Annotated in this window: 19 protein-coding genes; 6 read left to right on the forward strand and 13 right to left on the reverse strand. The window is 59.2% G+C overall.

Annotated elements, in window-relative coordinates:
- Positions 1–157: 157 nt before the first annotated feature.
- The gene (gloA, locus tag CXF97_RS06255) at positions 158–679 is read right to left on the reverse strand and encodes a lactoylglutathione lyase (protein ID WP_101157207.1); all 522 of its coding nucleotides are present in this window, start codon (positions 677–679) and stop codon (positions 158–160) included.
- A gap of 137 nt (positions 680–816) precedes the next feature.
- Between gloA and CXF97_RS06260 the strand changes: the two genes are divergently transcribed.
- The gene (locus CXF97_RS06260; RefSeq protein WP_101157209.1) at positions 817–1,335 is read left to right on the forward strand and encodes a DUF4946 domain-containing protein; all 519 of its coding nucleotides are present in this window, start codon (positions 817–819) and stop codon (positions 1,333–1,335) included.
- A gap of 214 nt (positions 1,336–1,549) precedes the next feature.
- Here CXF97_RS06260 and CXF97_RS06265 read toward each other — a convergent pair whose 3' ends face one another.
- Both CXF97_RS06265 and CXF97_RS06270 read right to left on the reverse strand, forming a co-directional pair.
- Complete coding sequence (locus CXF97_RS06265) at positions 1,550–1,915, reverse strand: histone-like nucleoid-structuring protein, MvaT/MvaU family (RefSeq protein ID WP_101157211.1); 366 nt, start codon at positions 1,913–1,915, stop codon at positions 1,550–1,552.
- Positions 1,916–2,142: 227 nt separating this feature from the next.
- Complete coding sequence (locus tag CXF97_RS06270; RefSeq protein WP_101157213.1) at positions 2,143–3,678, reverse strand: EAL domain-containing protein; 1,536 nt, start codon at positions 3,676–3,678, stop codon at positions 2,143–2,145.
- Positions 3,679–4,113: 435 nt separating this feature from the next.
- On the opposite strand from CXF97_RS06270, the gene hppD reads away from it, so the two are divergent.
- Positions 4,114–5,190: a 4-hydroxyphenylpyruvate dioxygenase gene (hppD, locus tag CXF97_RS06275; protein ID WP_101157216.1), complete on the forward strand. Its 1,077-nt coding sequence runs from the start codon at positions 4,114–4,116 to the stop codon at positions 5,188–5,190.
- Positions 5,191–5,281: 91 nt separating this feature from the next.
- Here the strand turns inward: hppD and rarD are convergent, their stop codons facing one another.
- From rarD to CXF97_RS06290, 3 genes are all read right to left on the reverse strand, one after another.
- On the reverse strand, positions 5,282–6,163 hold the full coding sequence (gene rarD / locus CXF97_RS06280; RefSeq protein ID WP_101157218.1) for an EamA family transporter RarD: 882 nt from the start codon (positions 6,161–6,163) through the stop codon (positions 5,282–5,284).
- A 202-nt stretch (positions 6,164–6,365) separates the two neighbouring features.
- Complete coding sequence (locus tag CXF97_RS06285) at positions 6,366–7,379, reverse strand: aldo/keto reductase (protein ID WP_101157220.1); 1,014 nt, start codon at positions 7,377–7,379, stop codon at positions 6,366–6,368.
- A 178-nt stretch (positions 7,380–7,557) separates the two neighbouring features.
- Positions 7,558–8,868, reverse strand: coding sequence for an MFS transporter (locus CXF97_RS06290; RefSeq protein ID WP_101157222.1), 1,311 nt, complete (start codon positions 8,866–8,868; stop codon positions 7,558–7,560).
- A gap of 171 nt (positions 8,869–9,039) precedes the next feature.
- Between CXF97_RS06290 and CXF97_RS06295 the strand changes: the two genes are divergently transcribed.
- The 4 genes from CXF97_RS06295 (at position 9,040) to CXF97_RS06310 (ending at position 14,605) form a co-directional block, all read left to right on the forward strand.
- Entirely contained in the window at positions 9,040–10,158 is a 1,119-nt protein-coding gene (locus CXF97_RS06295; protein WP_101157224.1) for a sugar diacid recognition domain-containing protein, read from the forward strand.
- 148 nt (positions 10,159–10,306) lie between these two features.
- A complete protein-coding gene (locus tag CXF97_RS06300; protein WP_101157226.1) occupies positions 10,307–11,446 on the forward strand; it encodes a glycerate kinase in 1,140 nt (379 codons plus the stop codon).
- 304 nt (positions 11,447–11,750) lie between these two features.
- Positions 11,751–13,376, forward strand: coding sequence for a methyl-accepting chemotaxis protein (locus tag CXF97_RS06305; protein ID WP_101157228.1), 1,626 nt, complete (start codon positions 11,751–11,753; stop codon positions 13,374–13,376).
- A gap of 41 nt (positions 13,377–13,417) precedes the next feature.
- On the forward strand, positions 13,418–14,605 hold the full coding sequence (locus CXF97_RS06310; RefSeq protein ID WP_101157230.1) for a pyridoxal phosphate-dependent aminotransferase: 1,188 nt from the start codon (positions 13,418–13,420) through the stop codon (positions 14,603–14,605).
- Between the two features lie 197 nt (positions 14,606–14,802).
- On the opposite strand, the gene CXF97_RS06315 is transcribed toward CXF97_RS06310, so the two are convergent.
- From CXF97_RS06315 to CXF97_RS06345, 7 genes are all read right to left on the reverse strand, one after another.
- Positions 14,803–15,780 carry a D-glycerate dehydrogenase gene (locus CXF97_RS06315; RefSeq protein ID WP_101157232.1) on the reverse strand — a complete coding sequence of 326 codons (978 nt, stop codon included), beginning with the start codon at positions 15,778–15,780 and terminating at the stop codon, positions 14,803–14,805.
- A gap of 13 nt (positions 15,781–15,793) precedes the next feature.
- The gene (locus CXF97_RS06320; protein WP_101157234.1) at positions 15,794–17,092 is read right to left on the reverse strand and encodes an MFS transporter; all 1,299 of its coding nucleotides are present in this window, start codon (positions 17,090–17,092) and stop codon (positions 15,794–15,796) included.
- Positions 17,093–17,149: 57 nt separating this feature from the next.
- Positions 17,150–18,175, reverse strand: coding sequence for a sugar kinase (locus tag CXF97_RS06325; RefSeq protein WP_101157236.1), 1,026 nt, complete (start codon positions 18,173–18,175; stop codon positions 17,150–17,152).
- Positions 18,168–18,950 carry a sugar phosphate isomerase/epimerase gene (locus CXF97_RS06330; RefSeq protein ID WP_101157238.1) on the reverse strand — a complete coding sequence of 261 codons (783 nt, stop codon included), beginning with the start codon at positions 18,948–18,950 and terminating at the stop codon, positions 18,168–18,170. Before CXF97_RS06330 ends, CXF97_RS06325 begins: the two co-directional genes overlap by 8 nt.
- 85 nt (positions 18,951–19,035) lie before the next feature.
- Positions 19,036–20,061 carry a LacI family DNA-binding transcriptional regulator gene (locus CXF97_RS06335; RefSeq protein WP_101157240.1) on the reverse strand — a complete coding sequence of 342 codons (1,026 nt, stop codon included), beginning with the start codon at positions 20,059–20,061 and terminating at the stop codon, positions 19,036–19,038.
- Positions 20,062–20,202: 141 nt separating this feature from the next.
- On the reverse strand, positions 20,203–20,844 hold the full coding sequence (locus tag CXF97_RS06340; RefSeq protein ID WP_101157242.1) for a DUF1345 domain-containing protein: 642 nt from the start codon (positions 20,842–20,844) through the stop codon (positions 20,203–20,205).
- Between the two features lie 146 nt (positions 20,845–20,990).
- Positions 20,991–24,083, reverse strand: coding sequence for an efflux RND transporter permease subunit (locus CXF97_RS06345; RefSeq protein WP_101157244.1), 3,093 nt, complete (start codon positions 24,081–24,083; stop codon positions 20,991–20,993).
- Positions 24,084–24,085 lie beyond the last annotated feature (2 nt).

Here is a 24,085-nt window from a genome sequence, read left to right on the forward strand (position 1 = left end):
CTGGTCGGAAATGAAAAAACCCATGAGCGATCATGGGTTTTTTTATGCGTGAGACACGGCAAATTTGGGAGCGAGCTTGCTCGCGTGGGGCAACATCATCGTCATGACGCACCGCAGTCGCGAGCAGGCTCGCTCCCGCATAGATTCAGGCAGCTCCTTAGAGCGGCGCCGGCTGAATGATTTCGACCCAGTAGCCATCCGGATCCTTGATGAACGCCAGGCTTTTCATGCGGCCATCGGTCAGGCGCTTCTGGAAGTCGCAGCCCAGCTCTTCGAAACGTGCACACGCTGCGACGATATCCGGCACCGAAATACAGATGTGGCCGAAACCGCGCGGGTCGGTGTTGCCATTGTGATAGGCGAAGTCAGCATCGTTTTCGGTGCCGTGGTTATGGGTCAGTTCGAGAATGCCCGGGATCGATTTCATCCATTCGGTACGCGCGGCGGCGTCGGTCGGGATCTGCGCTTTGTCGACGAGTGCGAGGAAGTACAGGCTGAACTCGGCTTCCGGGAAGTCACGCTTTTCGACCAGCGAAAAACCCAATACGCGGGTGTAGAAGTCCAACGACTTGGTGATGTCCTTCACGCGCAGCATGGTGTGGTTGAACACGAAGTTGCGGGTTGCGCTGTCTGGCGTGGCAGTCACGCCGGGGAAAGTGTTCAGTTCGTTGAGGCTCATGGGCCCTCCAATAACAATGGGCGAGTGAATGGGCGCAATGATACGCATGCCGGGCGGCATCGCCAAATGCAAGGCGGGCTTGCTCTGTGCGAGGGTGGGGGGCAGACTTTGCCTCCTACCTTCGAGTGCGTCCGGCAATGATCCGACTGTTGAAATTCGTGTTTGTTTTTTTGGCTTTGTCGTTGGCCGTGGTTTTTTCTGCCTCGGCCGAACCGAGCATCACTTGGCCGCCAGGCTGGGAGGTCGAAGTATTGCCGGACAGCGCGCCGCCAGTTTCGCGACAGAGGGCAGTGAAGCTCGACGCCGATGGTAACCGGGTCATGGTGATGGAGTTGACCATGACTCAAGTGGAGGCGGGGCATCAGGTCAATCTGCACGGCGTGCTGCTGGAAATGCGCAAATCCATCCAGAAAGATTTTTTCCGCAGTGGCTATCAGAGTGTCTGCAACCGGATTCATCCGGCAGCCTTCGGTCCCTTGACCGGTTTGGAGACGACCTGCACGGTCACCGAAAACGGTCGGCACGTGTTATCACAAACCTTGGTAGCCGCCGTGGAAACGGACAAGGCTTATGTACTTTCGTATGCCGGTCAGGTCGAGGCTTATAAGGCGAGCGCAGACGATATAGAGTCGGCACGCAATAGCCTGAAATTATAAACGTCCGTACCAACTAGCGACGGTCTAATACCGGAAAGGATTAAGCACAAAGTTTGATTCAGCTCATCGCAGCAACATCACGCAGCAAAATGTTTAGCCTGATGATTCATTATCGTTACACACATTTACAACTTGTTCGATGAAAATCATTTCATCTGTTAGATATTGTCAATAAAAAGCCCTGCATGGAGCAGGGCTTCTTGTAGGCGTCAAATCAACTGCGCAACCAGGAATCCACCGTGGCTGCACCGTACTGTTCTTTCCAGGATTTGAGGCCGCGGTGGTTGCCACCCTTGGTTTCAATCAGTTCGCCAGTGTGCGGGTTCTGATAAACCTTGACCACCCGGGCGCGTCGAGTCTTAGGCGCTGCGGGCGACTGCAAGCCCGACTTTGCCGGGTTCGGATCAAGTATGGCGATGATGTCTTTGAGGCCTTTGCCATAGCTTTTCATCAGCCCCTGGAGCTTTTCTTCGAATTCGATTTCTTTCTTGAGCCCGGCATCGTTCTTCAGCGATTCCAGCTGTTTGAGCTGTTCCTGAAGGGCCTTTTCAGCTGCGCGGAATTCGGCGAGTCTGGACAATATCTTTACTCCAATAATGTATTTGGCTGATACCAACCGCAAACAAAGCTATAAGCCAAGAGCCTTGAAGCGACTCGGTGATAACTGGCTCACCTGCCAGTCTGGCTGAGGTTGAAAAAATTGTAGTAGTTAATGCGACAAGAGTAAATCCTGATGTTGTCGTCATGTAACAACAATGACTTTTTGTATCAATTTGGTGCGCCGGTCGGCCGAGTCATGATAGTGGGTTAACGATCATTTAATGCTCTGATGAAATCAGCGGCCGGCATTGGTTTGCCGAATAAATACCCTTGCAGGAAACTCACCTTATGCGCAGTCAAATAGTCGACCTGGGCCTGAGTTTCGACACCTTCGGCAACAATCCCAAGATCCAGCTTGGCCGAGAGCTCGATGATGGAATCGAGAATATGCCGTGATAGCGCATCGATGCCGATCATGGCGATAAAACTCTGGTCGATCTTGAGAAAATCGACCTTGAAAGTTCGCAAATAGCCGAGGCTTGAATGGCCGGTACCGAAATCATCTATCGCGATTTTTACTCCAAGAGCACGCAATTGCTCGAACAGCTCAAGAGTGATGTCGTTTGGCTCGATCAGCTCGCGCTCCGTCAATTCCAGCACCAGCTCTACGCTGCCCGGTTCAAACGCAGCGAGGAAATCTCGACAGTCCTTAACCAGCTCCAGGTCGTGGCAATGGCTGGCAGCGATGTTGATACCTACATGGAACGGTTTGTTGAAGGTTGCAGATTGTGGGCCCAGCAGCACCGCTGTCTGTTGCATCAGGGAGCGGGTCATCGGCACGATCAAGCCCGAGTGCTCGGCAAATGGAATGAACAGGTCCGGGCGTACCAGGCCCTCTTTGGGATGATTCCAGCGCATCAGCACTTCGGCACCCGACCATCGCTTGCTGTCGCCGTAAACCACGGGCTGAAAGTAAGGAATGAACTCCCCAGCCTCAAGTGCACGAAGCATTTCATGACTAGGCGAAGTCGAGCGTTGCTGAATGAAATGTCCGATCGCGCCGGAGACCACGCCGAAAAAGAGCAGCAGGCTGAACAGTGGCGGATACTCTGCCGCCATGTAACGCCAGATTTCGCCTTTGGGGAAACCCGCCGATACTTTGAAACCGTAACGCTCGGATTCCAGCACGCTCTGCGCAACCGGCAGGACGGGCAGGGATCCCTTATGCACGTTACCGTCTGCGGACAGCCAGTTCTCGCCCACCTGCAACATCAGTAATGTCTGGCGGCCGATCAGGCGCAGAATGTTGCTCAGGTGATAACCATCCAGTGTGGTCAGCGCGCCGCCACGACCGTTGCTGAGGCGATAAATCAACAATGCCGTATCAGGCGTTACCGGATTGCCGTTCATCAGCCACAGTCTGCCGTCGTGGTAATTCCCGGCATTGACGACTTCCTTGAACTGGCCGAACAGCGAGCTGCAATAGAGATTGTTGTCCCAGACCAGATTGGTCGAGCGCACGAAGGGGCGGCGGGTTACTTGTTCGCGCAAGGCCAGTTTTACCTCTTCGCAATTTTTCCCGGCAAGTGGCAACAGAATCCGCGCGGCTTCTGCGGTGTTATCGAGCATTAAGTCGAACTGTCGCAACGCTTGCTCGGCAGTTTCCCCGGCACTTTGCTGCAACGTGCGTTCTGCCTGCATATAGAGGATGACACTCCCGAGCACGACTGGCAGCAGGCCGCTGAGCAAAGTCACAACGATGCGGGTGCTGCGTTTGCGGCGGGGTCTGCGGGTCAACGGCATGGGCGCATCCTGTGAATGTTGGTATTGGTCGGCGCTGCTGCGCGCGCCCAGGTCAAGTGGGCCAAGGGGAGAATAGATGGCAGGTAGCGCTTGTGCTGGCCATGACTCAAGAGTTTCGCCGGGATCATCCTGACCAGACTTATTGGTGCAACAAACCTCTTGCGCCTTGGGAGAAAAAGCGGATTTTATAGAGAGGGCAGACAGGTCCGGTTACGCTGTGTAGAATCGGTTTACGCATACAATAATAACCGTCTTCTGGCAGCAGAAGCCTCGCCCGCAAGAGCCTTGGGTCGACAATGAAGATATTCGGGTTTCAACTGATCTATGGAGACTTCCTCGCCCGCAGCGTGCGTGGCATCTCCTGTGCGCCTCCCTCTTCATCAATTTCCTGACAGGTAATTCTGGTTAATTGATAAGAAATGATGAGGCGTCACCATGGCAGATTTATACGAAAACCCAATGGGCCTGATGGGCTTTGAATTCATCGAGTTCGCATCTCCGACTCCAGGTACGCTGGAGCCGATCTTCGAGATCATGGGCTTCACCAAAGTCGCGACCCACCGTTCCAAGAACGTGCACCTGTATCGTCAGGGCGCGATCAACCTGATCCTCAACAACGAACCCAACAGCGTCGCTTCGTACTTTGCCGCCGAGCACGGTCCGTCCGTTTGCGGCATGGCATTTCGCGTGAAGGATTCGCAGAAAGCCTATAGCCGCGCGCTCGAACTCGGCGCTCAGCCGATCCATATCGAAACCGGCCCGATGGAACTGAACCTGCCGGCAATCAAAGGCATCGGCGGCGCGCCGCTGTACCTGATCGACCGTTTCGGCGAGGGCAGTTCGATCTACGATATCGACTTCGTGTTTATCGAAGGCGTTGATCGCAACCCGGTCGGCGCCGGTCTGAAGATCATCGACCACCTGACTCACAACGTTTATCGCGGTCGCATGGCCTACTGGGCGAACTTCTACGAGAAGCTGTTCAACTTCCGTGAGATTCGTTACTTCGACATCAAGGGCGAATATACCGGCCTGACCTCGAAAGCCATGACCGCACCGGATGGCATGATCCGCATCCCGCTCAATGAAGAGTCGTCCAAGGGCGCCGGTCAGATCGAAGAGTTCCTGATGCAATTCAACGGGGAGGGCATCCAGCATGTTGCGTTCCTCACCGATGACTTGATCAAGACCTGGGATCAGTTGAAGAAAATCGGCATGCGCTTCATGACGGCGCCACCAGACACTTACTACGAAATGCTCGAAGGTCGCCTGCCAAATCACGGCGAGCCGGTCGATCAACTGCAATCGCGCGGCATCCTGCTCGATGGCGCGTCGGAGCAGGGTGACAAGCGCCTGCTGCTGCAGATCTTCTCGGAAACCCTGATGGGCCCAGTGTTCTTCGAGTTCATTCAGCGCAAGGGCGACGATGGTTTCGGCGAAGGCAACTTCAAGGCTCTGTTCGAATCGATCGAACGTGACCAGGTGCGTCGTGGTGTGCTGACCACCGAGTAATCTGCACTGAAATAAAAATCCCGTCCTGCAGCGATGCAGGGCGGGATTTTTTTGCTTCACAGAAAAACTGTGGGAGCGGGTTTTGTAAAGCTCAGGCTCGGCGTTGCCGCATCAGGTGTTTAAAGCCTTCGAAAACCAGCACCACCACCGCCAGCCAGATCGGTATGTAGGTCAGCCATTCACCCGACTTGATGCTTTCTCCGAGCAATAATGCCACGGCAAGCAACAACACCGGTTCCACATAACTCAACAAACCAAACAGACTGAACGGCAGTAAACGGCTGGCAATGATGTACACCACCAGCGCGGACGCACTGATCACGCCAAGCAGCGGAATCAACCACATCAACCCTGGGTATTGATCAAACACGCCCAGTCCCTGTTCGCCATTCTGCACAAACCAGTAGGCCACTGGCAGCATCAGGGTCATGTCGACCCATAGCCCTCCCAGGTTGTCGGTTTTCAGGTATTTGCGCAGCACGAAGTACAGCGGATAGCCGACCACGACGACCAGCGTCGCCCAGGAAAATCCGCCAACCTGATACAACTCATTCAACACGCCAAGGCTTGCGAAGAATACGGCGATTTTTTGCAGCCGAGACAAGCTCTCGCCGTAGGCAATCCGCCCGGTCAGCACCATCGCCAGTGGCAACAGGAAATAGCCCAGCGACACATCCAGGCTGTAGCCATTGAGCGGCGCCCACATGAACAGCCACAGCTGCACACCGAGCAGGGCGGAAGAAACCAACAGTCCAGCGATCAGTTCTGGCCTGGCCGCCATCAATCGGATCAGCTCCAGCACCCGTCGCCATTCCCCGGAAACCAGCATGAACACGGTCATGCACGGCACGGTCAGGAGCATGCGCCAGCCGAAGATCTCCACGCCGCTCAGAGGCGTCAGCAGCGATGTGTAGTAATACATGACGGCAAACAGCATCGAGGCTGAAACCGATAGAGCGATACCTTTAGACAAACTGTCCTCGCGGTTTGATGGTTAAACGGGGCGGGCAGGATACGTGGTTTTTGTGCTGAATATTGAGCGGGTGCTCATTATTTCCTACACGCTTGTGCTGGGTTGGCTATCCCTGGCAAGCCAGCTCCCACAGGATGTACGTTGAACCATAGCTTGCGTTTCAACACAGAGCATTATGGGAGCTGGCTTGCCAGCGATGCTTTCAGGATTGCAGCGGTTTGCGGCCCGACACAAAATGGCTCACATCATTGAACCCCGGTGTCGAGGCATGCCCCGGTGTCACCAGAGAATCAATGAAAGCCTCGTCTTCGGCCGTGATGGTCAACGCCTGCGCCAGCGTATAGGCGTCCCATTGCTGTTCGGTGCGCGGCCCGACAATCGCCGAGGTCACCGCGCTGTTGTTCAGCACCCAGGCAATCGCGAACTCGACCATGCCGACGCCGCGCTGCTCGGTGTATTGCTGAATCTGCTGGGCAATGCGCAGCGACTCCACCCGCCATTCGGTTTCCAGAATGCGTTTGTCCTGACGCCCGGCGCGGCTGTTGGCGTCCGGCGTGACATTCGGGGCGTACTTGCCACTGAGTACGCCTCGGGCCAAGGGGCTGTAAGGCACCACCCCAAGGCCATAGGTCTGCGCGGCGGTGATCTGCTCGCTCTCGGCCTGACGATTGACGATGTTGTACAGCGGCTGGCTGATCACCGGGCGATCGACACCGAGCTTGTCGGCGATGCGAATCACCTCGGCGATCCGCCAGCCGCGATAGTTCGACAGACCCCAGTAGCGAATCTTGCCCTGGCGGATGAGATCGCCAATCGCCGATACGCTGACTTCCAGCGGGGTGTGGTGGTCTTCGCGGTGCAGGTAATAGATGTCGACGTAATCAGTGCCGAGCCGCGCGAGGCTGGCCTCGAGTCCGTTGAAGATGTGTTTGCGGCTCAAACCGCTGCGGTTCGGCACGCCGTCAACCGGGCCGAAGCCGACTTTGGTCGCGAGCACCCATTCGTGGCGATGACGGGAGATCGCTTCACCGACGATTTCTTCGGAGCGGCCATTGGTGTAGACGTCGGCGGTGTCGATGAAATTGATGCCCTGATCCCAAGCCTTGTCGATGATGCGCAGCGAGTCTTCGGCGCTGGTCTGCTCGCCGAACATCATCGTGCCGAGGGTGAGCGTGGAGACCTGCAAGCCTGAATGGCCCAGTGTGCGGTAGCTCATGCCGAAATCCTTTTGTCGGTGGGGGGAAGTCAATCAGATACCAGAAGCATCGAAGGTCGCAAAGTGAATTGTTGCGCCGGATAAACGCAAAAAGATCGCAGCCTTCGGCAGCTCCTACAGGGAACGCATTCCAAAGTAGGAGCTGACGAAGGCTGCGATCTTTGATCTGCGCCTCTAATTAAGCCCGCAACGTCCGCGTCATCCGCAACGCCAGCAAACTTCCGCCGACAATCACCGCTGCCAGCACATACAGTGCCGCATCCGTCGAACCGGTGCTGTCTTTGACCCAACCCACCAGGTACGGGCTGAGGAACCCGGCCATCTGCCCCATCGAGTTGATCAACGCCAGGCCGCCAGCCGCCGCACCCGCGCTCAACATGGCGGTCGGCACCGGCCAGAACATCGGCAGGCCGGTCAGTGCGCCCATGGTTGCGATGGTCAAACCGAGGATTGCAATGGCCGGGTTGGCGGCGAAGTTGACTGCGATCACCAGACCAATCGCGCCCATCAGCATCGGCACCACCAAATGCCAGCGGCGCTCCTTGCGCAAATCTGCGGAGCGGCCGACCACCAGCATGAATACCGCCGCGAGCAGGTACGGAATCGCACTCAGCCAGCCGATCACCAGGTTATCGCTGAAGCCGAGGTTCTTGATGATCGACGGCAGCCAGAAGTTGATCGCGTACACGCCGCTCTGGATGCAGAAGTAGATTAGACCAAAGGCCCAGATCGCTGGGTTCTTGAACACCGCAAGCAGTGAGTCGGTCGCGGTTTTCGGTTTGTTGGCGAGGTCTTCGGCGTGGTCGGCTTCGAGCACCGCGCGTTCGTGGGCGGTCAGCCATTTGGCATTGGCAAAGCTGTCGCTCAAAAGGAAATACGCCAGCGCACCGAGGATCACCGTCGGAATGCCTTGCAGCAGAAACATCCACTGCCAGCCTGCCAGGCCACCCTGGCCGGCGGCGAAGTGGTTGAGGATCCAGCCGGAAAACGGGCTGCCGAGCAAACCGGAGACCGGAATCGCCGACATGAACAGGGCCATGATTCGCCCTCGGCGGAAGGTCGGGAACCACTGCGAGAGATACAGCACTACGCCCGGGAAGAAACCGGCTTCAGCTGCACCGGTGAAAAAGCGCAGGGTGTAGAACTCGGTCGGGGTAGTGACGAACAACAGGCAGGTCGACAGCGTGCCCCAGGTGATCATCATCAAAGCGATCCAGCGCCGAGGACCGAAGCGGGTCAGCGCCAGGTTGCTGGGCACGCCGCACAGCACGTAGCCGATGAAGAAAATCCCGGCGCCGAGACCGTACACGGTTTCGCTGAATTTCAATGCGTCGAGCATCTGCAACTTGGCGAAGCCAACGTTGACCCGGTCGAGGTAGTTGAACAGGTAGCAGATGAAAATGAAGGGAATCAAACGCAGCGTGATGCGTTTGTAGACGGCGTTTTTACCGTCGTCGATGGTCTGGGTAGCTGCGGCGCTCTGCGACATAGCGGCTCTCTCTTTATTATGATTTTTTGCGATGCAAAGGGTAACGTTGATCGCCCTGAGAGTCTCGGCCACCTTTGGCCGGATTGTCTTTGTGCCTGAGCACAGGGTTTGCCGCCAGACCCTGTGCGGCTGAACAACCGTTCGTGCCTGAAATGAAGGATTGCCGCCGCTATGTTCGAACTCGATCACGACCTTGCCCAGGATATCGTCGACCGGGCCATGGCCATTTTGCCGTACAACGTCAACGTCATGGACAGTCAGGGTCTGATCCTCGGCAGCGGCGAACCGGAACGCATCAACACCCGGCATGAAGGTGCGCAACTGGTGCTGGCCAACGGGCGTGTGGTGGAAATCGATGCGCAGACGGCGGTGCATCTCAAAGGCGTGCAGCCGGGTATCAACCTGCCGCTGCTGCTCGATCAGCGCTTGATCGGCGTGCTCGGCATCACCGGCGAGCCCGAGCAATTGCGCACCTACGCCGAACTGGTGCGCATGACCGCCGAAATGCTCGTCGGCCAGCGCAATCAGCAGGCCGAGCAACAGTGGCGGCGCCAGCGTTGCGATGATCTGCTGGCGTTGCTGTTGAGCGAGGCGGGGGATTCGCCGCGTCTGGTCGACGAGGCGCAGCAGCTTGGGCTCAAGCCGCAATTGACGCGGGTGCCCTATCTGTTCGAGCTGGGTCTGGAGCACGCCCCAGGACAAACCGTGGAAGCACTGAGCGCTTGGCTGACGTGGCGCTATCCCGACAGCTGGTGCGTGAGTTCGGCGAAATCGTCGCTGCTGTGGTGCCGCCCGGCGAGCCAGAACGTCGAGCACGATCGCCTGCTGGAAAAACTCGATGGCCTCGGCTGGAAGATCCTGCGCATCGCCGTCGGCGGGCAGGCGGATGGCCTGGCCGGGTTGCGCCGCTGTTATCGACGGGTCGGCGATTTGCTGGCGTATGGTCGTGACGTCTTGCCGAATTCGAGACTGCTGACGCTCAATCGTTATCGCTTGCCGGTGATGCTGTGGCGTCATCGCAACGATGATGCGTTGGACGAACTGCTTAAACCGCTGCGCAAGGTCATCGCCAAGGACAGTAACGGCCAGCTACTGGCGACTCTGCGCAGCTGGTGCGAGCACGACGGGCAGAGTCAGGCCTGCGCCGAGGCGTTGGGCATTCATCGCAACAGCCTGCGCTATCGCATGGAGCGGATTGCCGAATTGAGTGGGGTTGATCCGTTGAAACTGGACGGGATGCTGGCGTTGTATCTGGGGGTGCAGCTGTTGCCGCAGACTGATCCGAATTGATCGGTGTATTCCATAATCTTTTCGCGAGCATCCGCCGCCAGCCTTTTGTGGAAATGAACAATAAACGCCGACGGCACTTGTGCAGCCGACCGGCGTCAACGCGCGGGCCGACTGGCAGCATGAACGCCATTGCAACCGGAGAATTCCCATGAAGATCGTCATCGCCCCCGATTCGTTCAAGGACAGCCTGAGTGCTCAGGGCGTTGCCGACGCCATTGCCCTCGGGCTGGCTCAGGTATGGCCGCAGGCGACGCTGGTCAAATGCCCGATGGCCGATGGCGGCGAAGGGACGGTCGAGTCGATTCTCGCAGCGTGTGAAGGCGATTTACGCCGCGCCCGTGTGCGCGGCCCTTTGGGCGCGCCGGTCGAAGCTGCATGGGGCTGGCTGCCGCACAGCCACACCGCGATCATCGAAATGGCCGAAGCCAGCGGCCTGCAATTGGTCCCACCGGTGCAGCGCGATGCCTGCATCAGCAGCACGTTTGGTACCGGTGAATTGATTCGTGCAGCGCTGGATGCCGGTGCGCAACGGGTGATCCTGGCGATTGGCGGCAGCGCGACCAATGACGGCGGTGCCGGGGCGATGCAGGCGTTGGGCGTGAAGTTGCTTGATGGGCAAAGTCAGCCGTTGGCGCCGGGTGGGCTGGCATTGGCGCAACTGGCGCGGCTTGATCTGAGTGAACTTGACCCACGTCTGGCCGAGGTACGTTTCGACATCGCCGCTGATGTGAACAATCCGCTGTGCGGCCTGCATGGCGCCTCGGCCATTTTCGGCCCGCAGAAGGGCGCGTCGCCTGCGCAGGTTGAACAACTCGATCAGGCGCTGGGGCACTTCGCCGAACTCTGCGCGCAGGCACTGGGCAAGGACGTGCGCGACGAGCCGGGCAGCGGCGCGGCCGGTGGACTTGGATTCGCGGCAAAGGCGTTTCTCGGCGCGCAGTTTCAGGCGGGCGTCGAGGTGGTGGCGGAACTGGTCGGCCTTGCTGACGCGGTCAAAGGTGCGAATCTGGTGATAACCGGTGAAGGTCGCTTCGATGCGCAGACCCTGCGCGGCAAGACGCCGTTCGGTGTCGCGCGGCTTGCCAGACAGCACGCCGTACCGGTGATCGTCATTGCCGGAACCTTGGGCGACGGCTATCAGCAACTCTATCAACACGGCATTGATGCCGCGTTCGCCGTGACCAGCGGGCCGATGACCCTGGAACAAGCCTGCGCCGACGCACCCCGACTGCTGCAAGAACGCGCTACCGACATCGCTCGGGTCTGGCAACTGGGCACCAACCGCTGATCGGCTTGCCTATGTAGGAGCTGTCGAGAGCAACGAGGCTGCGATCTTTTGATCCTGCTTTTAACAGTCAAAAGATCGCAGCCTCGTTGCACTCGATAGTTCCTACCAAAGGCAGCGGGGCTGGGCAGATTCTTGTAACGTACCGAAAAATATTTATCGCAGACCCGAAACCTTCCTCAAGCCTGGCCGATACAACGATCAGGCGCACACAAATCCACAACTCAGTGACGCCGGACTGTCGCCCGCTATGGGCCAGTGCTCACGGCATGGATGCTCGTAGTTTCTTTCTTTCGAGAGTCCGACCATGTCCCTGCGTAACCTGAATATCGCGCCGCGTGCTTTCCTCGGTTTTGCCTTCATCGCCTTGCTGGTGATTGTCCTCGGCGTGTTCGCCGTCAGCCGCATGACGGTCATTCGTCAGGCGTCGATCGACATGGACACCAACCAGTTGCCCAGCGTGACCCACCTCAGCGTGGTCACGGAAAACGTCCTGCGCATGCGTATCCTCTCGTTCCGCGTGCTGGTCAACCGCGAACCGGCCAGCCTGCAAGAGGCAGAAACCCGCATCGCGGTGCTGGTCGACAAAGTGCGCAAAGCTCAGGCCAGCTACGCTGCGTTGCCGGCAGGCCCTGAAGAGCGCGCGGTCTTCCAGACGTTTTCGACCACGCTCGATAACTACCTGCAAGCGCAGAACCAGATGCTTGACCTGTCGCGCCAGGGCGATCTGGAAGCGCTGCGTGCGTTGATCAACACGCGCATCAAGGAAGGTACCGATCAGATGGGCGAGCAGCTCAACAAATTGATCGGCCTGAATACGGCCGGGGCCAGAGCGGCGGCCACTAAAGCCGGTGAAAACTATGACAGCGCTATCACCGGGATCATCATCGTCGCGGTGATCGCCGCGTTGGCCACCGTGTTGCTGGCCTGGTTGCTGACCCGCAGCATCGTCACGCCGCTCAACCGCGCCGTGCTCGCCGCGCAAACCATCGCCGGCGGCGACCTGAGCAAAGCCATCGAAATCGACGGCAAAGACGAACCGGCACGCCTGCTCGAAGCCTTGGCCGCGATGCAGACCAACCTGCGCAAAACCATCGAACAGATCGCCGGCTCCGCCACCCAACTGGGCGCCGCAGCCGAGGAGCTCAGCGCCGTTACCGAAGAGGCGTCCCGTGGCTTGCAGCAGCAAAACAATGAAATCGAACAGGCCGCCACTGCCGTCAATGAGATGACCGCTGCGGTCGAGGAAGTGGCGCGCAATGCCGTGTCGACTTCAGAGGCCTCTAATCAATCGACCCATGCCGCTCGCGAAGGTCGCGATCAGGTGGTGAAAACCGTCGACGCAATCCAGACCATGACTCACGACGTGCAGAACACCGCGCAGATGATCGAAGGCCTCGCCGCGCAGGGTCGCGACATCGGCAAAGTGCTGGACGTCATTCGTGCCATTGCCGAGCAGACCAACCTGCTGGCGCTCAACGCCGCGATTGAAGCCGCGCGTGCTGGCGAGGCCGGGCGTGGTTTTGCCGTGGTCGCGGATGAAGTGCGCGCGTTGGCCCATCGCACGGCGCAATCGACTCAGGAAATCGAAAAAATGGTCGCCGGCATCCAGAACGGCACCGGGGAAGCGGTCTCGTCGATGCAGCAAAGTAATCAGCGCACCCAGTCCACATTGGAAATGGCCCGCGCGGCCGGCGTCGCGCTGGAGCAGATCACTCAATCGATTCACCAGATCAACGAGCGCAACCTGGTCATTGCCAGCGCTTCGGAAGAGCAGGCGCAAGTCTCACGAGAAGTCGATCGCAACCTGGTCAACATCCGCGACCTCGCCACGCAATCGGCCGCCGGCGCCAACCAGACCAGCGCCGCGACCCACGAACTGTCGCGACTGGCAGTGGATTTGAACGCCATGGTGGCGCGTTTCGTGATTTGAGATACGGTGAAGGCTGGAAACCGCGCTAACAGGAGACGTACATGCGCTATTCAGCCTTGACCCAACGAATCGCCGGGGAGGGTGCCGCTGCCTGGCAGATTCACGACCGAGCGCTGGAACTGCGCGCCGAGGGCGTTGATGTTTTGTTGTTGAGCGTCGGCGATCCAGATTTCGATACGCCGTTGCCGATCGTGCATGGCGCTATCGACAGTCTGCTGGCCGGCGATACCCATTACGCCGACGTGCGCGGTCGGCTCGAGTTGCGCAGGCTGATTGCCGAGCGTCATCGCCAGCGCAGTGGTCAGCAGGTTGATCCTGATCAGGTGATTGTCCTGCCCGGCGCGCAATGTGCGGTGTATTCGGTGGCGCAGTGTCTGCTCGATCCTGGCGACGAAGTGATCGTCGCCGAGCCGATGTACGTCACCTACGAAGGTGTGTTTGGCGCCTGCGGTGCCAAGGTTATTGCGGTGCCAGTGCGCCCGGAAAACGGTTTTCGCGTCGACCCGGCCGATGTCGCTGCACGCATCACTCCGCGAACTCGCGCCATGCTGCTCAACAGCCCGAATAATCCCAGCGGTGCCAGTTTGTCCTTGCTGATCTGGCAGGATCTGGCGGCGCTGTGCATTCGTCATGATTTGTGGCTGATCAGCGATGAGGTGTACAGCGAGCTTTTATACGAAGGTGAACACATCAGCCCGGCGAGCCTGCCGGGCATGGCCGAGCGCACCGCGACCATCAACAGCCTGTCCAAATCCCATGCCATGACCGGTTGGCGTATCGGCTGGATGATCGGTCCGAGACCTTTGGCTGAGCATCTGGTGAACCTGTCGCTGAGCATGCTGTTCGGTTTGCCGGATTTTGTACAGAAGGCCGCGCAAGTGGCGCTGCAAAGCGATTGGCCGGAAGTCACGCAGATGCGAGAAGAATACCGATTGCGTCGGGATCTGGTGTGCGAGCGATTGCACGGCTGCCCCGGCTTGCAGCCGATTCGCCCCGACGGCGGCATGTTTGTGATGGTCGATGTACGCCAGACCGGGCTCGGCGCCCAGGCGTTTTCCGAGCGGTTACTGGAAGGGTATGGCGTGTCAGTCTTGGCTGGCGAAGCGTTCGGACCGAGCGCGGCGGGGCATATTCGCATCGGGCTGGTGGTGGATCGGGTCAAACTGGCGGATGCCTGCGCGAGGATTGCGTTGTGTGCGGTGCAGCTGCTTCAAGCGCGCAGGGCCTGAGACGCTGTAGCGTCTTCGCTGGCCCCTTCGCGAGCAAGCCCGCTCCCACATTTGAAATGCATTCTCCTGTGGAAGCAGGTTTGCTCCCACGTTTGAAATGCATTCTCCTGTGGAAGCAGGTTTGCTCCCACTTTTGAAATGCATTCCGTGTGGGAGCGGGCTTGCTCGCGAAGGCGGATTGGCAGGCGCCAGGGATCTCAGCTTTGCCATGCAGAGGCATTCACCAGATTCGCCGGCCGCTGCCCGTTCAAAGCCGCCAGCAGATTCTCCACCGCACAGCGCGCCATCGCCTCACGCGTTTCATGGGTCGCCGAGCCCATGTGCGGTGTCGCCACCACATTGCTCAGCTGCAACAACGGCGATTCATGATTCAACGGTTCGCGCTCAAACACGTCCAGCCCGGCCGCACGGATGCGCTTGTTGCGCAACGCCTCGATCATCGCCGCCTCATCAACGACCTTGCCACGCGAGATATTGATGAAGATGCTCTCTGGCCGCATCAGCGCAAACTGTTCGGCGCCGATCAAACGTTCCGTCTGGGCTGTCAGCGGCAAGGTGAGGCAGATGAAGTCGGCCTGCTGGAGCAGATCTTCGAGGCTGCGGTATTGCGCGTCGAAACGCTGCTCGACCGCCGGTTTGCGCGACTGGCTGTGGTAGATCACCGGCATGCCAAAACCGAAATGCCCGCGCTGGGCCAAGGCTTCGCCGATGCGGCCCATGCCGATGATGCCCAGCGTCTTGCCGTGCACATCGGTACCGAAATGCGACGGCCCGATATTGCGGCTCCACTGCCCGCCACGCACCATGTTCGCCAATTCGACCACCCGCCGGGCAGCAGCGAGGATCAGGGCGAAACCGGTGTCGGCGGTGGTTTCGGTGAGCACGTCCGGCGTGTTGGTCAGCAGGATCTTGCGCTGGCTCAGGTAATCGATGTCGTAGTTGTCGACGCCCACCGAGACGCTGGCGATCGCTGCCAACTGCGGCGCCAGATCCAGCAGCGCCGCATCGAGTTTCAGACTGGCGCCGAGCAACCCGTGGGCGCGGGGCAGGGCATCGCGCAACTGCATGAGGCCATCGGCATCAAGGCTTTCGATCAACGTCACGTCGAATTGTTCTTGCAACCGCGCCATCAGCGCGGGCGAAAGTTTCTTGTACAGCACGACCTGTTTTTTCATGGCAAAAGTCCTTTCAGGAATGCGCCGGCACACGTGGCGTGGCGACGGCTTTGGCGACGACGCGATCACTGGCGCCGGGCTTGAGAAAGATTGTCAGCACCACCGACAGCAGCAATGCGCCGCTCATCAATAGGTATGAGGCGCCGGGCGAACCGGTGGAGCTGTTCAGATAACCGACCAGATATGAGCCGCCGAAAGAACCGAGCGCGCCCATGCTGTTGATAAGCGCCATGGCGCCGCCAGCGACGTTGGCCGGCAGAATCTCCGGAACAATGGCGAAAAACGGACCGTACGGCGCGTACATGCAGGCGCCGGCAATCACCAGCAGCGTGTACGACCACCAGAAATGTTCTGCCCCCAAGGCATACGAGCCATAGAACGCGATCGAAGCAATCAGCAGTGGCGGCCAGACGAAGCGTTTGCGTTTCTGCAACTTGTCCGAGCCCCACGACACCGCGAGCATGCCCAGCACGGCCGCCAGATACGGCAGCGCCGACAGCCAGCCAGCCTCGATCATGTCCATCTGCGCGCCTGCCTTGAGGATCGACGGCAGCCACAGCACAAAACCGTAGACGCCGATGCTCCAGCAGAAAAACTGCAGCGCGAGAATGATCACCTTCGGCGAACGGAATGCCTCGGCGTAGTTCTTCACCGCTTTGATACCGACCTGCTCAGCGGCGAGCGCGCTTTCCAGATCGTGCTTTTCCTGTTCGTTGAGCCACGTGGCCTGAGCCGGACGATCATCGGCCAGACGCCACCAGATAAACGCCCACAGCACCGCCGGCAGACCTTCAATGATGAACATCCAGCGCCAGCTGAAATGCTGCACCAGATAACCGGAGACTACCGACATCCACAGCATCGTCACCGGGTTGCCGAGGATCAGAAAGGTGTTGGCCCGCGAGCGTTCGGCACGGGTGAACCAGTGGCAGAGATAGACCAGCATCGCCGGCATCACCGCTGCCTCGACCACGCCGAGCATGAAGCGTATGACGATCAGCCAGTAGGCGTTGGACACCACGCCAGTCAGCGTCGCCAGGCCGCCCCAGAGAATCAGGCTGACGAATATCAGCTTCTTCACGCTGTGCTTTTGCGCGTAGATCGCGCCGGGTACCTGAAAGAAAAAGTAGCCGAGAAAGAACAGCGCACCGAGCAGCGAGGACAGGCCCGGCGTGATCATCAAGTCTTCGGCCATGCCCGATGCAGCAGCGAAACCGTAGTTGGCGCGGTCGAGATAGGCCAGGCTGTAAGTGATGAACACGATCGGCATGATGTACCACCAGCGGCGGGTGGCGAGGGTTGCGGTTTTCATCGGAGTGACTCCTGAGCTTGTTGTTTTTGTCGCAGCAGGTTCGATTATTTGCGGTGACTAGGCTGGCCTCTTCGCGAGCAAGCTCGCTCCCACAGTGTCCGATGTGTACACAAAACCTGTGGGAGCGGGCTTGCTCGCGAAAGCGGCCTCGAATTCAGCGGCTAACTCCAGGCGAGTGGGCAACCCTTCCATATCGCCACGACTCTGCACCGCGCGACTGCCAATCCAGTTCGCCCGCTGCACGGCCTCGGCAAAGCTCTGATGCTCGAGCAGGGCGCTGATCATCCCCACCGCAAAACCATCGCCTGCGCCTACCGTATCGACCACATTTGTCACCGGCACGCCAGCCACGAAACCCTGATCCAGCTGCGTGCGGTAATAAGCCCCTTCAGGCCCGAGCTTGATCGCTACCGCTTCGGCGCCTTGGTCCAGGTAAAACGCCGCGATGTCCGCCGGGTCGTCGAAACCGGTGAGCAAACGACCTTCGCTCAACCCCGGCAGCACCCAGTGGGCGAGAGCGGCGAGGCGGTTGACTTCGCGGATCATCTCGCCCTCGCTGGCCCACAGGCTTGGGCGTAGATTCGGGTCGAACGACACGCTACGCCCGGCGTTGCGCATCCGAGTCATCAGTTCCAAGGACATTTCCCGCGCCGAAGCGGACAGCGCCGGTGGAATGCCGGTGGCGTGCAGATGGCGGGCGCTGAGCAGGCTGTCGGTGATGGAGTGCGGCGACAGATGACTGGCCGCTGAGCCGCGCCGAAAATACTCGACCTGCGGGTCGCTACCATCGTCGTTGCGCGATTTGAACTGGAACCCGGTGGGACGGTTTTCATCGACTTCGACGTGGCTGCAATCCAGACCTTCTTTGATCAGCGTCTCGACCACATAGCGCCCGAGCGAATCATTCCCGACCCGGCTCAGCCACGCGACGTTGAAACCCAGACGCGACAAGCCGATCGCGACATTGCTGTCGGCTCCGGCAATGCGTTTGTGAAAGTGCTCGACCTGCGCCAGATCGCCGGTCTGCTCGGCGACCAGCATCGCCATGGTTTCCCCAAAGGAAAGAATATCGATCTCAGACATGAGCAGGCTCCAGGCGCGATTGACCGAGGCGGGCGAGGGCGGCGACGTGTTCACGGGTCAGTTGCACCAGGTCATCGCCTTGTAGCGGGTATTCGGCGGCGCGCATAACGCCTTGGTCCATGTGCCGCAGCAGTTGTTCCCACAGATGCAGGTCCCTGATGGCCGGTGGCACGGCGACCAGTTTGCCGTCGGCGCGGCGGGCCACGGCTTTGCAATGCACATAACCGACGTGCCGGCCGAGCGCGCGTGCGGCGCTGGCGGCTGACTGGTCCTGCCAGTGCCAGTTGCCAATGTCGAAGGTCATTTTGATCGGCAGGTCGTGCTGCTCGACGGCGGCGAAGAAACGCTGAAACGGCTCAATGCGTCCGCCGTGCAAAGTCTGGTCGTTCTCCACCAGCAGATGCACCGGGCTCTGCTGGAGTCGCTCGGCCAGCGCTTGCAAGTCAGAGTTGTCAGTGAAGTAGCCGAGCGAGACTTTCAGCCATTTCGACCCGAACGTCTGGGCTTGTTGAAGTGCGGTCATCAATTCGGGATTCGGTTGCGCTTGCCCTGCCAGCCACAGTTCTGTGGGCGAGGAATAGATACTTTGCAAGCCTTGCGCCCGAGTGGCCTGAGCCAGTTGCGCCGGGTCTTCGCGGGTCAGCAACTCTTCGCGCCACTCGATGCGATTGGCGCCGGCGGCCGCGAGAATGTCGACAAAAGCATCCTGTCCACGCTGGCGCACGACCTCGGCACCGTAGCTGGACAGACTGATGGAAACGGCTGGTTTATTCATTGTTATCGACCTCTGAAACCGGTTTCATTTTTGTTCAAAAAAATATCAGGTGTTTCTGTGTTGTCCCTGCGCATTCGCGAGCAGTTCAGACATCAACTCCTCGGGTCGAGCCCCGCTCGATCAGCAACGGTGCGAAATCCACCACCCGTGCCGCCGCATCATCCCCACGCAAACGCTTGAGCAGACACTCAAACGCTCGCGCGCCAATTTCCTGTGTAGGCTGCGCCAGCGCAGTAATCCCGCTACTCACCAACGGGTACCAGTCGAGATCATCCAGGGCGATGAGCCCGACATCCTCGAACAACCGGCAACCCATTTGGTGCAACGCCGTCGTCGCGGCTAACGCTGCCACACCATTGGCGCAAAACAGCGCTTTCGGCCCGGCATTGGTGTTGTTCATGAACGTCTGAAGTTGGCTCGCCAGATCATCATCAGTTTCAACAACTGCCCCGGTTAACCCTGAGCGCTGAGCGATCTGCGCCTGAAAACTGCTGACCCGCTCGACCCGCGAACTGGTGCCGTCAAATGGTTCGGTGACCAGCAGAAGATCCCGATAGCCACGCTGTTCAAGGTGTGCGAGTGCCATCTCAACCGCTTGCGGGTTGTTCAACCCGACCATGTCGCTGTCGATGCCTTTGACCTTGCGATCCACCAGCACCAGCGGCATCTCGCGGCGCAGCTCGTGCAATTCGTCACGATGGTGGCCCAGCGTGTTCACGATCAGCCCCTCGATGTTGTACGAGCGCAGGAGCGCCAGATGCTGGCGCTCCTGCTCGTCATCGCGATCGGTGTTGCACACCACCAGACTGTAGCCGTGCGCACGGCAGGCGGTTTCCACCCCGTGCATCACGGCAATCGAATAAGGGTTGCGGATATCGGCGACCAGCATGCCGATCAGGCGCGTACGCCCGCGCTTCAAGCCACGGGCCATTTGGTTGGGGCTGTAGCCGAGTTCGTTTATGGCCTGCTCGATGCGCAAGGCGATTGCATCGGAGAGCAGCGCGCGGTCATCGCCGATAAAGCGCGAGACACTGGCCTTTGACACGCCAGCGCGTTCGGCAACATCAAGCATCGTCACGCGGCTGCGCTGGGCGGCGGAAAAGTCGTTCACAGGCTGAAACCTTGTTATTGGATTTATAGGTTTAGGAGCAATGGCTGCTCTGAAACCGGTTTCAGGAAACACCAGAAACAAATCTGTCGTCAAGTAAATGATCACCCGGGCGGCATCTGATACCGACGGACGGGTGATTCGCTAACCAAACAAACCGGCGGCGATATTGATGGAAAAACCCAGAATCGCAGTGTTGAACACAAAGCCGATCAGCGACTGCGCCAGGACGATTTTGCGCATGCCCCGCGTTGCGACGCCTACATCCGAAGTTTGCACAGCGACGCCGATGGTGAAGGAGAAGTACAGGAAATCCCAGTAATTGGGCGTAGTCAGCCCTTCGGCGAAACGCAGTGCCGGCTCCTTGCCGTCCCAGGTGTAAAACAATCTGGCGTAGTGCACGCAGAAAATCACACCAATCAGCAGCCATGAACCGATCACCGTTAGTGCGGTGAACGCGTAATGCAGCAGTTTCTGGCTGCTATCCAGGTCCTTGCTGCCGGCCAGTTCGAGGGTAATGGTGGCCAGGCTCGCCAGCGCGGCAATGCACACCACGAACAGCACCAGGCCGGCGTTCTCGTCTTCGACTTCAGCGATGCGTTTGACGTCCGGTGCCTTGGCGCGCACGGTCAGCCAGAGCATCAGGATCAGATAAGTCCAGACACCCGCGTTCCAGCCGCTGAGGATTTTGCTGACGATGGAATCGGCAGGGGCCAGCAGACCGGTGGCAAGACCGAGCAGGGCGGCAGCGGAAAGGCGAGGGTGGGTGCGGGCGAGGAAGCGCATGGTGACTCACGTTGGTGAACTGTCAGCGCACCATAGCGCAGGCGATCCGGCTTTTGTAGGAGCGGCCGAAGGCCGCGATCTTTTGATCTTCTAAAAGCAGAGTCAAAAGATCGCGGCCTTCGGCCGCTCCTACAATTGGATCAGTGCTATTTGGTAAATCGTTGAACGAGCTTCATGACTACGACGAAGAATACCGGCACGAAGATAATCGCCAGCGTCGCCGTAATCATCCCGCCAATCACACCTGTGCCGATCGCTTGCTGACTTGCCGAGCTGGCGCCGGTGGCAATGGCCAACGGCACCACGCCGAGAATGAACGCCAGCGAGGTCATCACGATCGGCCGCAACCGCAAGCGCGCTGCCTGCAAGGTCGCGTCGATCAGGTCGTGCCCCTCGTCATACAGGCTCTTGGCGAACTCGATAATCAGAATCGCGTTCTTCGCCGACAGGCCAATGATGGTGATCAGGCCAACCTTGAAAAACACATCGTTGGGCATTCCGCGCAGCGTCACCGCCAACACCGCGCCCAGTACGCCCAAGGGCACCACCAGCAACACCGAGGTCGGAATCGACCAGCTCTCGTACAACGCCGCCAGACACAGGAACACCACCAGCAACGACAGGCCCAGCAGAATTGGCGCCTGATTGCCGGACAGGCGCTCCTGCAGCGACAGACCGGTCCACTCCTGGCCCAGGCCTTTAGGCCCCAGCGCTACCAGACGCTCGACTTCGGCCATGGCCTCACCGGTGCTGTGCCCCGGCGACGGTTCGCCGGAGATCGCAATGGCCGGGTAGCCGTTGTATCGGGTCAACTGCGCAGGCCCTTGTATCCAGTTGGCCTGAACGAAAGCCGACAGCGGCACCATGTTCCCGGCGTTATTGCGCACGTGCATTTTCAGCAAATCATCTACCTGACTGCGCTGATCGCCTTCGGCTTGCACGACCACGCGCTGCATGCGGCCCTGATTGGGAAAATCGTTGATGTAGCTGGAACCCACCGCCGTGGACAGGACATTGCCGATGTCGGCAAACGACACACCCAGGGCATTCGCCTGCTTGCGGTCGACGATCAACTGCACTTGCGGCGCTTCGGCCAGGGCGCTTTCACGGACGTTCATCAATACCGGACTTTTCTCCGCAGCGGCGAGCAGTTCCGTGCGCGCTTGCATCAACGTCGCATGCCCCAGACCGCCGCGATCCTGCAGGCGAAACTCGAAACCGCTGGAAGTGCCGAGGCCATCCACCGGCGGCGGTTGCACCGAAAAGGCCATGGCGTCCTTGATCTGGCTCAGGGCAGCATTGGCGCGGTCGGCAATCGAGCTGGCGGCATCGTCACTGCCACGTTCAGACCAATCCTTGAGTGTCGAAAACGCCAGCGCTGCGTTTTGCCCGCTACCGGAAAAGCTGAATCCGAGAATGACCACGCTGTCACTGATTCCCGGCTCACCGGCGTTATGCGCTTCGAGCTGTTCAGCCACTTGCACGGTACGGTTCTTGGTCGCGCCGGGCGGCAGCTGGATATCGGTGATGGTGTAGCCCTGATCTTCGGTCGGCAGAAACGAAGAGGGCAGGCGCGCGAAACAGATTCCGAGTCCAATCAGCAGGACGACGTAAATCAGCAAGTAGCGACCGGTGCGCTTGAGCGCGTACCCGACCCAACCCTGGTAGCGATCGGTCAACCGCTCGAAACGGCGATTGAACCAGCCAAAGAAACCGGACTTTTCGTGGTGCTCGCCCTTGGCAATGGGTTTGAGCAATGTCGCACACAGCGCTGGCGTCAAGGTCAGGGCGAGGAATGCCGAGAACAGAATCGAGGTGGCCATCGACAGTGAGAACTGCTGATAAATGACCCCGACCGAACCCTGCATGAAGGCCATCGGAATAAACACCGCAACCAGCACCAGGGTGATGCCGATGATCGCCCCGGTTATCTGCGTCATCGCCTTGCGCGTGGCGTCCTTGGGCGACAAGCCCTCGCTGGCCATGATGCGCTCGACGTTCTCCACCACAACGATGGCGTCATCCACCAGAATGCCGATGGCCAATACCATGCCAAACATGGTCAATACGTTGATCGAGAAGCCCAGCGCCAGCATGGTCGCAAAAGTGCCCATCAACGCCACCGGCACCACCAGTGTCGGGATCAGGGTGTAGCGCACGTTCTGCAGGAACAGGAACATCACCGCAAACACCAGCAGCATCGCTTCGCCGAGGGTATAGATCACTTTGGTGATCGAGACTTTGACGAACGGCGAAGTGTCGTAAGGGATCTTGTATTCCACGCCGGCCGGGAAGTAGCGCGCCAGTTCATCCATCTTCGCCCGCACCAGCGTGGCAGTGTTCAGTGCGTTCGCGCCCGGTGACAGTTGCACGCCGACGGCGGTAGATGGCTTGCCGTTCAGACGGGTGCCGAACTGGTAATCCTGACTACCGATCTCGACCCTCGCAACATCACCGATGCGCACCGTGGAGCCGTCGCGATTGGCCTTGAGCACGATGTCGGCGAATTCCTGCGGTGTCGACAATTGGCCTTTGACCAGAATCGTCGCGGTGATTTCCTGCGTCGAAGGTGACGGCAGGTCGCCGATGCTGCCGGCCGAGACCTGCGCGTTCTGCGCGACGATGGCTTCATTGACATCAGCCGGCGTCAGGTTGAAGGCGATGAGCTTCTGCGGATCGATCCAGATGCGCATGGCTCGCTCGGCGCCGTACAGCTGCGCTTTGCCGACCCCGTCCAGACGTTTGATCTCGTTCATCACGTTGCGCGCCAGATAATCGCTGAGCGCCACGTCATCAAGTTTGCCGTCGCTGGAGGTCAGGGTGATCAGCAACAGGAAACCGGAAGAGACTTTCTCCACCTGCAAACCCTGTTGATTGACCGCTTGCGGCAGGCGCGACTCGACCACCTTGAGGCGGTTCTGTACATCGACCTGCGCCAGCTCGGGATTGGTACCCGGTTGGAACGTTGCTTTGATCGTCGCGCTACCGAGGCTGCTTTGCGATTCGAAATAGAGCAGGTGGTCAGCGCCGTTGAGCTCTTCCTCGATCAGGCTGACCACGCTTTCATCGACGGTCTGCGCCGAGGCGCCGGGGTAGACAGCATAGATTTCGATTTGCGGCGGTGCGACGTCGGGGTATTGCGCGATCGGCAACTGCGGAATGGCCAGCGCACCGGCCAACAGGATGAACAGGGCGACTACCCAGGCGAACACCGGGCGGTCGATAAAGAACTGCGGCATAA

The sequence above is a fragment of the Pseudomonas sp. Choline-02u-1 genome (assembly GCF_002836515.1).
GTDB lineage: Bacteria > Pseudomonadota > Gammaproteobacteria > Pseudomonadales > Pseudomonadaceae > Aquipseudomonas.

Excerpts from the sequence above, each read along its gene's own strand:
- CXF97_RS06315 (WP_101157232.1), bottom strand. The coding sequence starts at position 15,780 with ATGAAAAAACAGGTCGTGCTGTACAAGAAACTTTCGCCCGCGCTGATG.
- hppD (WP_101157216.1), top strand. The coding sequence starts at position 4,114 with ATGGCAGATTTATACGAAAACCCAATGGGCCTGATGGGCTTTGAATTC.
- CXF97_RS06285 (WP_101157220.1), bottom strand. The coding sequence starts at position 7,379 with ATGAGCTACCGCACACTGGGCCATTCAGGCTTGCAGGTCTCCACGCTC.
- CXF97_RS06325 (WP_101157236.1), bottom strand. The coding sequence starts at position 18,175 with ATGTCTGAGATCGATATTCTTTCCTTTGGGGAAACCATGGCGATGCTG.
- CXF97_RS06330 (WP_101157238.1), bottom strand. The coding sequence starts at position 18,950 with ATGAATAAACCAGCCGTTTCCATCAGTCTGTCCAGCTACGGTGCCGAG.
- CXF97_RS06305 (WP_101157228.1), top strand. The coding sequence starts at position 11,751 with ATGTCCCTGCGTAACCTGAATATCGCGCCGCGTGCTTTCCTCGGTTTT.
- gloA (WP_101157207.1), bottom strand. The coding sequence starts at position 679 with ATGAGCCTCAACGAACTGAACACTTTCCCCGGCGTGACTGCCACGCCA.
- CXF97_RS06320 (WP_101157234.1), bottom strand. The coding sequence starts at position 17,092 with ATGAAAACCGCAACCCTCGCCACCCGCCGCTGGTGGTACATCATGCCG.
- CXF97_RS06340 (WP_101157242.1), bottom strand. The coding sequence starts at position 20,844 with ATGCGCTTCCTCGCCCGCACCCACCCTCGCCTTTCCGCTGCCGCCCTG.
- CXF97_RS06260 (WP_101157209.1), top strand. The coding sequence starts at position 817 with ATGATCCGACTGTTGAAATTCGTGTTTGTTTTTTTGGCTTTGTCGTTG.
- CXF97_RS06270 (WP_101157213.1), bottom strand. The coding sequence starts at position 3,678 with ATGCCGTTGACCCGCAGACCCCGCCGCAAACGCAGCACCCGCATCGTT.
- CXF97_RS06290 (WP_101157222.1), bottom strand. The coding sequence starts at position 8,868 with ATGTCGCAGAGCGCCGCAGCTACCCAGACCATCGACGACGGTAAAAAC.
- CXF97_RS06345 (WP_101157244.1), bottom strand. The coding sequence starts at position 24,083 with ATGCCGCAGTTCTTTATCGACCGCCCGGTGTTCGCCTGGGTAGTCGCC.
- CXF97_RS06295 (WP_101157224.1), top strand. The coding sequence starts at position 9,040 with ATGTTCGAACTCGATCACGACCTTGCCCAGGATATCGTCGACCGGGCC.
- CXF97_RS06300 (WP_101157226.1), top strand. The coding sequence starts at position 10,307 with ATGAAGATCGTCATCGCCCCCGATTCGTTCAAGGACAGCCTGAGTGCT.
- CXF97_RS06310 (WP_101157230.1), top strand. The coding sequence starts at position 13,418 with ATGCGCTATTCAGCCTTGACCCAACGAATCGCCGGGGAGGGTGCCGCT.